At 45.5% G+C, this 7,107-nt stretch carries 6 protein-coding genes; all 6 read left to right on the top strand.

Annotated features, from left to right (window positions below):
• Positions 1-980: carbohydrate-binding protein (locus tag D7Z26_RS24570; protein ID WP_147423900.1), on the top strand; the 980-nt coding region annotated here is incomplete at its 5' end.
• Positions 981-1,147: 167 nt separating this feature from the next.
• The gene (locus D7Z26_RS24565; protein WP_120979679.1) at positions 1,148-1,609 is read left to right on the top strand and encodes an SHOCT domain-containing protein; all 462 of its coding nucleotides are present in this window, start codon (positions 1,148-1,150) and stop codon (positions 1,607-1,609) included.
• A 36-nt stretch (positions 1,610-1,645) separates the two neighbouring features.
• Positions 1,646-2,110: an SHOCT domain-containing protein gene (locus D7Z26_RS24560; RefSeq protein WP_120979678.1), complete on the top strand. Its 465-nt coding sequence runs from the start codon at positions 1,646-1,648 to the stop codon at positions 2,108-2,110.
• 228 nt (positions 2,111-2,338) lie between these two features.
• Positions 2,339-5,065 (top strand): ATP-binding protein, encoded by a 2,727-nt coding sequence (locus tag D7Z26_RS24555; protein ID WP_120979677.1) that lies wholly within the window; start codon positions 2,339-2,341, stop codon positions 5,063-5,065.
• 8 nt (positions 5,066-5,073) lie between these two features.
• Positions 5,074-5,958, top strand: a complete 885-nt coding sequence (locus D7Z26_RS24550; protein WP_120979676.1) for a CheR family methyltransferase — start codon at positions 5,074-5,076, stop codon at positions 5,956-5,958.
• Between the two features lie 9 nt (positions 5,959-5,967).
• Positions 5,968-7,101, top strand: coding sequence for a response regulator (locus D7Z26_RS24545; protein WP_120979675.1), 1,134 nt, complete (start codon positions 5,968-5,970; stop codon positions 7,099-7,101).
• Positions 7,102-7,107: the final 6 nt, after the last annotated feature.

The raw sequence follows: 7,107 nt of genomic DNA, 5'->3' as shown, positions 1-7,107 counted from the left end.
CAACACCAACACCAACACCAACACCAACACCAACACCAACACCAACACCAACACCAACACCAACACCAACACCAACACCAACACCAACACCAACACCAACACCAACACCAACACCAACACCAACACCAACACCAACACCAACACCAACGCCAACAGCGACGCCGACACCGATAACCCAGTTGGAAGCGGAAGACGCGGATCTGGTCATCGCCAAGAAAGCGACGGACCATAGCAATTATTCGGGCACCGGCTTTGTAGACAATTACAACACGGGTAACATAGGGGCCGCAACGACGTTTACGGTCTATATGGCAAGCGCCGGACCCGCCAATATAACGCTAAGATATGCGAATGGCTCGGGAAGCTCCAAGACATTAAGTCTTTACGTAAACGGCGTGAAAATCAAACAAACCTCGCTACCGGCAACCGCGAATTGGGATACTTGGGGCAACAAAGCGGAATCGCTTACCCTTAAAGCCGGCAGCAATACGATCGCTTATAAATACGACGCCGGAGATACAGCGAACGTAAATTTAGATTATATTTCGTATGCGGGAGGCACTTCCCCGCCACCGACTCCGACGACAAAAGCCGAAGCGGAAAATGCGGCATTAGTAATTGCTAAGAAAGCCACGGATCATAGTAATTACTCGGGCACCGGTTTTGTCGATAATTACAATACGGGCAACATCGGGGCATCAACGACTTTTACGGTCTATACGGCAAGCGCCGGACTCTCGAATGTAACGCTAAGGTATAGCAATGGAATGGGAATCTCCGAAACCTTAAGTCTTTACGTGAATGGCGTAAAAATCAAACAAACGTCGCTACCCGCTACCGCGAATTGGGATACTTGGGGCGACAAGACGGAATCGCTGAACCTTAATGCCGGGTTCAACACGATTGCTTATAAGTACGACGTTGGAGACACGGCAAACGTGAACTTGGATTATATCTTGATGTCGACTCCTACGCCCTGATACCTCCAAAGTAGCGATATTTTCATATTTCCGATCTAACCGACCTCTAGAGGTCGGTTTTTTTATGGTGAACGTTCGTCTCGCAAGCCTTCCAACGAAGCTTAGATCTTTTTCTTTGATTAATGTGGTAAAATAGACCAAAAAACGCGTTTTGTGGAGGTTGCGGAATGGAGCAAGAATTCCACGGAGTGGGCGGTTGGATAATCGTGGATCCCGTAAAGGTTACTCTTAAATTCAGAAAGTCGTTTGGCGACGGGAGAAATTCGACGGAAATTTATTTACGCAGCATTTCGGCTATCGAAATAAGAGAGCCCAAAATGTTCGCGGAGGGATTTATCGAATTCATCTATGCAGGCAATCATCCCACGCCGGGAGGCTCAGCGAAGAGCGAGAATAAGATCGTTTTAGCTACGGGTTCCCAGTATCGCGAGATGTTAAAAGCCAAATATTTAATAGAAAGGTATATCGCGAATCCGAATTTCCAGGAACAAAACCATGCAACCGCAGAGCCCGTTCCTCATTCAACGCTTTCCGTTCTCGAAGAGATCAAGAAAGCCGCCGAGCTGCGCGATGCCGGCGTACTATCGAACGAAGAGTTCGAAGACTTCAAGAAAAGATTGCTGAGTTAAAGGGACGTAGACAAAAAAAGTCGGAGGTTGTTGGAGATGCAAACGGATAGCAAAGAATTCGAAGGGACCAATGGGATCATTATCGTGGATTCTACTAAAGTCATTTTGAAATTCAAGAAAATGTTTCAAAAACCAAACACGGAAATCAATATCTCCGATATCTCCTCGATAGAAATCAAAAAACCGCCTGCTTTAATAAATCGGATCGGATACATTCAGTTTATACTTAAAGGCGAATTTTATCGCGCGCCAATGGAAACCGTAAATGATATAGTGGCCAATGACTACGCTATATTCGTGGCCAAAAATGATCATTTCGAGCAAGCGATGAAGGCCAAGCAATTAATCGAAGAGCGCATGGCTACTTTGAACGCTCGCGCTCAAGTTGCCGCGACTTCGGTTTCCGTCATGGACGAGCTAAAAAAAGCGCTCGAGCTTAAAAATGCAGGCATACTGACGCAAGAAGAATTCGACAAGCTGAAAAGCAAGCTTATGGGTTAATAGAAGGGGCGAGCCGAATGCGGGCTGCGCCCTTTTTTGTTGTGCCACGCAGTTGCGATTAGTCCAATTATGTCGTAATTTGGCGTTAAAATAGGTACTTTGATCGCTTTAAAATGATAAAGTTCAACATTATTTTTTGTCTTCCATATTTTTCTGGCGCATCGTGAAAAATTCGGATATAACTATTGTTGTAGGCTATTTTTCGTTCCTAGAAGGGTGCTACCTCTCATGAAATTTCGCACGAAATTATTTGTTGGTTTTGGCACCATTTTGACCTTATTAATCATTTTTTCTGTTTTTGCGCTTAGAATGTTCTTTAGTATGAATCGAGCCATGCACGGAGTCGTCGACGATAATTATTCCAAGGTCAAGCTTGCCAACACCGTTCGATGGGATATTAATATGCTCAATACGGAGACAAGCGCGTTTTTGCTGGATGACAATTTGGATAGGCTGAACGAAAGTTCCGATAAAATCAATGCAACTAAATTAAACATGGATGCGAATCTGAATAAGCTGGAACATATGTTCGAAGATCAGCCGGATGCGCGTAAGCTAGTACAGGAGATGCACCGGCTGCACGATTCGTTTCTTGATAGCACGGATCTTGAAATAAAACTGTTGCTTGAAAATAAGAAGGAAGAGGCAATTAAATGGCATAACGGAAACACGGAGCCGATTCGAATAAATCTGTTCCAGAATATCAATAAATTCAACAACCTGCAGGAGCAGGATATGGATCAGGCCTTAATACGGTCGACCGATACTTATAATTTCGCCATCCGCCTCATTATCGTACTTGTTATCGTTACGATATTATGCGGAGTATTTGTCGCTGCATGGGTTTTCAGGAGCGTAATCAAGGGTTTAGGGCATATTATATCCGTTATGAAACAAGCTTCAGTTGCTGAACGCAACGATCAGTTGCCCAGAATAGAGGTACAAACAAAGGATGAAATGGCTAGTATCGGTCTTGCCTATAATGTCATGGCCGCTGCTCTTGAAGAACAAGCCGTGTTTCAACAACAAGCGAATCTGCTATTGCAGGATCAGAATTGGAATAAATCCAAGGTTGCCGAAATAACGGCCCTGTACCAAGGAGTTCAAACGCTGAGCGGGCTCGCTAAAATTTTCATTACGGCAGTCTCTCCGGCAATCGGGGCGAGCTACGGAGTTTTCTATCTTCGCAAGGAAACGGATAGCGGCATCCCTCGGTTGATTAAAAGCGCTGCCTATGCGGCTGACAATACGGACATTGGTGCGGATGGTTTTGCCTTTGGGGAGGGATTAGCGGGACAGAGCGCCGCGGAGAATAGAACGATTATTCTAAGCGAACCTCCGAAAGATTATATACAGATAGGCTCGGGTCTTGGAGCGGCAACGCCCTTTCAGATTGTCATCGTACCCGTACAGTTCGAGAACAATGTAGTAGCCGTCATCGAGCTTGCTTCCTTTCATGAGTTTACCCGATCCCATCTGCAACTGCTGGACAATCTGACGGATCTATTGGGCATTACGATCAATAGCGTTTCCGGACATATGAAAATTCAACAATTGTTGAGCGAATCCCAGATCTTTACCGAAGAGCTGCAGACGCAATCGGAAGAACTGCAGCTGCAGCAAGAAGAATTAAGGACGCTAAACGATCAGTTGAGGGATCAGGTCGAGGCTTCGGAGAAGAAGAGCACGGAGCTGGGGAAGATCAAGGATGAGCTTGAAGAAAAAAACGAGCATATTCTGCTTGCATCCGGATATAAGACGGAGTTTCTGACGAATATGTCGCACGAGCTTCGAACGCCGTTGAACAGTCTTCTGATTTTGTCCCAAATGTTGGCAGGTAATAAAGAGGGCAATCTTAGCCCCAAACAGGTCGAGTATTCCCAAACGATCTATTCCTCGGGAAAAGATCTTCTCGGTTTAATTAACGAAGTGCTGGATTTATCGAAAATCGAATCGGGGAAACTCGAGGTTGCATTCGATTGGGTCAAAGTAAAGAACTTCGTCGATTTCGTAGAACGCCAATTCGATCCAGTCGCCAGCGATAAAGGCCTCCTGTTTAACGTAAAGGTAGACGAAGAAATATCCGATCTGATGATCCATACGGACGAGCTACGGTTGCAGCAAATTTTACAGAACCTGCTGTCCAACGCCTTTAAGTTTACGGAAAAAGGAAGCGTCTCCATGGAGATGCGAATTATTGCGAAGGAGGAAGTTGAAGGAACGTCAGTCGCTTTGATGGGCGATTATGGGATTGCTATCGTGGTGTCGGATTCCGGCATCGGCATTCCCAAGGAAAAGCAGGCGGTCATTTTCGAAGCTTTCCGCCAGGCGGACGGTACGACCAGCCGCAAATACGGAGGAACCGGATTAGGGTTATCCATATGCCAGAAAATCGCTCAGTTGTTGGACGGAGTTATTCGGGTCGAAAGCGAAATAGGAATCGGCAGCACATTTACCTTGTACCTTCCGATCAGTAAAGTTCGAGGCGAATTATTAGCTTCATCCGTTCATGAAGCGGCTGCCACCCATGACACAGGTGCCGCCGACTCGCCGGATGGAGCGAGCTCAATCGATAACACGTTAGAAGGTAAGAAAATCTTGCTCGTTGACGATGATTTGCGAAATATTTATGCGTTGACCACGGTACTGGAGGCTTATCGAATTCAAGTCCTATTTGCCGAGAATGGACAAGAAGGAATAAATCTATTACTCGAGAACAGCGATATCGATCTTGTCATTATGGACATTATGATGCCTAAAATGGACGGTTACGAAGCCATTCGGGAAGTTCGTAAAATCGCGCAATTCGAAAGCTTGCCTATTATCGCATTGACGGCCAAAGCTATGAAATACGACAGAGAAAAGTGTATAGAAGCGGGCGCGAACGACTACATCAGCAAACCGATCCTCTTGGATCAACTCATGTCCTTAATCCGGGTATGGTTGTACAGATAGGAGAATAAATGGCCAAGAACAATGAATCTTTAACGCCGCATGAGGATATCGAGAAGCTTGAAATCAATTTGCTGCTAGAAGGCATATATCGGCACTACGGTTACGACTTCAGGAATTATTCCTTCCAGTCGATCCGAAGAAGGATTCAGTATCGCATGCAGGGAGAAAATCTGGATTCGATTCTGGCCCTATTGGAAAAAGTGCTTCATGATCGGCAAACGATGGAGCGGTTGTTTGCGGATTTCTCGATCAATGTCACGGAAATGTTCAGAGAGCCTAGTTTCTTCCTTTCGTTCCGCAGAAACATCGTTCCTCTGCTCCGTAACTTGCCCGCGATCCGTATTTGGCATGCCGGCTGTTCAACCGGAGAAGAAGTATATTCGATGGCTATTCTATTGCACGAGGAAGGCTTGTATCCTAAGACGATGCTGTACGCTACGGATATGAACGACAGAGTATTGGGGCAAGCGGCACGAAGAGTGTTTCCTCTTAATAAGATGCAATTGTATACGAGAAACTATTTGTGTTCCGGCGGCGAGGAGGCGTTCTCGAAGTATTATACCGTTATAGAAGAGGGAGTCGAATTCAAGCCGTATCTGTCCGAGAATATGATATTTTCTCAGCATAACTTGGCTATCGATCATTCCTTTAACGAATTCCATGTCATTATTTGCCGGAATGTATTGATCTACTTCAACGATGTTCTACAGCGGCGCGTTCTCCGTTTATTTAACGAAAGTCTCGTTCAATCGGGCTATTTGGGCCTTGGGAACAAAGAAGGACTCCTGAGATCGCATGCGGTGAGTTTTGAAGAGTTGGATTCAAAGGAAAAAATATATCGCAAAATCGTCGAGCCTACCATGAATGACATTTTTCCAATTTTGTATGAATGAGGGCCTATCATGGAAACCAAGATCGATATCTTAATGGTTGACGACCATCCCGAAAACCTATTGACCCTTGAAGCGGTGCTCTCCTCTCCCGATTATCGATTAATCGGTCTAAAATCGGGAGAGGATGCGCTTCGTTATACGATGCGCGAGGATATGCAAAATGTTGCCGTCATTCTTCTTGACGTGCAGATGCCGGGCATGAACGGCTTTGAAACGGCCAAGCTGATCAAAAATCGGGAGAAAACGAAAGATATTCCGATTATTTTTATTACGGCCATCAATAAATCCGCGGATCATGTTCTTCAAGGATACCAAGCGGGTTCGATTGATTATATGTTTAAACCCTTTCATCCCGATGTTCTGAAATTAAAGGTCGATGCTTTCGTAAAGATGCACCGTTTTCATCAAAATCAGTATGAATTTCTGGAGCAGATCGTTCGTGAACGCACGAGCGAGCTCATTATCGCCAATGAAGAAAGGGTCGCTTGGGAGAAAGAAATGGCGAAGCTGGCCCGACTGAATCTGATCGGCGAGATGGCGGCGGGCATCGCTCACGAAATTAGAAACCCGATGACGACAATTCGCGGGTTTCTGCAGATGTCGAAAAAAAACCAAAGTCTTACCGTCGATTACATTGATATCATGCTTGAAGAACTGAACAGAGCCAATGGCATTATTACCGAATTCCTGTCCTTGGCGAAGAACAAAACGACTCATCTTAAACGCCAGAACCTGAACGAAATTATCGCCTCCATGGAACCGCTCATTCAAGCGGAAGCTATGCTCTCGGGCAAGCATTTACACGTTCATTATGGAACGATTGACGATCTGCAGTTAGATGACAAAGAAATCCGTCAACTCATTCTGAATATGGCGATAAACGGTCTGGAAGCCATGTCTCCGGGCGGGGCATTTACGATCAGCACCTATACGGAAGGCAAGAAAGTCATTTTGAAATTAGAGGATCAGGGGAGCGGAATTAAAGAAGAGTATGTGGAGAAACTGGGCACGCCGTTTTTCACCACCAAAGAAACGGGCACAGGACTTGGCTTAGCGGTCTGCTACAGTATTGCTGCACGCCACAAAGCGGAAATCGAACTGAAAAGCGGAGACAAAGGGACCGTTTTTTTTATCAAATTCTGACTGCCG

The organism is Cohnella endophytica, assembly GCF_003628305.1.
Taxonomy (GTDB): domain Bacteria; phylum Bacillota; class Bacilli; order Paenibacillales; family Paenibacillaceae; genus Cohnella; species Cohnella endophytica.
The sequence above is the reverse complement of the archived record's forward strand: the minus strand, read 5'-3'. Positions and strand labels throughout refer to the sequence as shown.

Excerpts from the sequence above, each read along its gene's own strand:
- D7Z26_RS24565 (WP_120979679.1), top strand. The coding sequence starts at position 1,148 with ATGGAGCAAGAATTCCACGGAGTGGGCGGTTGGATAATCGTGGATCCC.
- D7Z26_RS24560 (WP_120979678.1), top strand. The coding sequence starts at position 1,646 with ATGCAAACGGATAGCAAAGAATTCGAAGGGACCAATGGGATCATTATC.
- D7Z26_RS24555 (WP_120979677.1), top strand. The coding sequence starts at position 2,339 with ATGAAATTTCGCACGAAATTATTTGTTGGTTTTGGCACCATTTTGACC.
- D7Z26_RS24550 (WP_120979676.1), top strand. The coding sequence starts at position 5,074 with ATGGCCAAGAACAATGAATCTTTAACGCCGCATGAGGATATCGAGAAG.
- D7Z26_RS24545 (WP_120979675.1), top strand. The coding sequence starts at position 5,968 with ATGGAAACCAAGATCGATATCTTAATGGTTGACGACCATCCCGAAAAC.